Source organism: Oleiphilus sp. HI0128, from assembly GCF_001635365.1.
Genome location: NZ_LWGG01001282.1, coordinates 1 through 917, shown reverse-complemented (window position 1 = coordinate 917; position 917 = coordinate 1). Strand labels below are relative to the sequence as shown.

The 917-nt window shown below is 46.2% G+C and carries 1 protein-coding gene; it reads left to right on the top strand.

What is annotated here, in order from left to right; translation table 11 throughout:
* On the top strand, positions 1-911 hold a 911-nt coding region (locus A3763_RS21500; protein WP_369823161.1), incomplete at its 5' end, for an Asp-tRNA(Asn)/Glu-tRNA(Gln) amidotransferase subunit GatB.
* Positions 912-917: the final 6 nt, after the last annotated feature.

Below are 917 nucleotides of genomic sequence, written 5' to 3'. Positions count from 1 at the left end.
TTGGCATCTGTGACGGTGAAATGTCACAAGGCTCAATGCGCTTTGACGTCAATATCTCGGTACGCCCCAAAGGTCAGGAAGAGCTTGGTACACGAACCGAAACCAAGAACCTTAACTCCTTCCGCTTCATGGAAAAGGCGATCGCCCTTGAGGTTGAGCGTCAGATAGATATTCTTGAAGATGGCGGCAGCATCACGCAAGAGACCCGCTTATACGATGGAGAGAAAGATATCTCCCGCTCCATGCGTAGCAAAGAAGAAGCAAACGATTACCGCTACTTCCCATGCCCTGACCTGCTTCCTGTCGAATTGTCTGACGAGTTTATTGATCAGATTAAAACTGAGATGCCAGAGCTTCCTGATGCACGAAAGGCAAGGTTCTGCGCCGAATACGGCTTATCAAGTTACGATGCAGGCTTGATCTCAGCACAGGCAGACCTTTCTCATTATTTCGAGACAGCCAGTAGCATTTCAGGTGACGCTAAGCTTTCTGCCAACTGGACAATGGGAGAGCTAAGCGCGCGACTCAACAGCGACAGCATCTCCTTAAAAGATTCTCCTATCAGTGCAGAGCAACTTGGGCAACTGGTGCTTAGAGTTAAAGACAACACTTTGTCGTCTTCAGGTGCAAAGAAAGTATTCAATACACTTTGGGAAAAATCTGGTGATGATGTTGACGCAATTATTGAATCACAAGGTCTAAAGCAGGTATCTGATACCGGTGCGCTAGAAGCATTGGTTGACGAAGTACTCGCTGGCATGGCTGATCAGATTGCACAGTATAAAGAGGCCGATGACAAAAAGCGTAAAAAGCTTATGGGCGGATTTATGGGGCCTTTAATGAAAGCCTCTAAAGGACAAGGAAACCCTAAACTGTTCAATCAGATTCTTGCCAAGAAACTTAATAGCTAGCTTTAA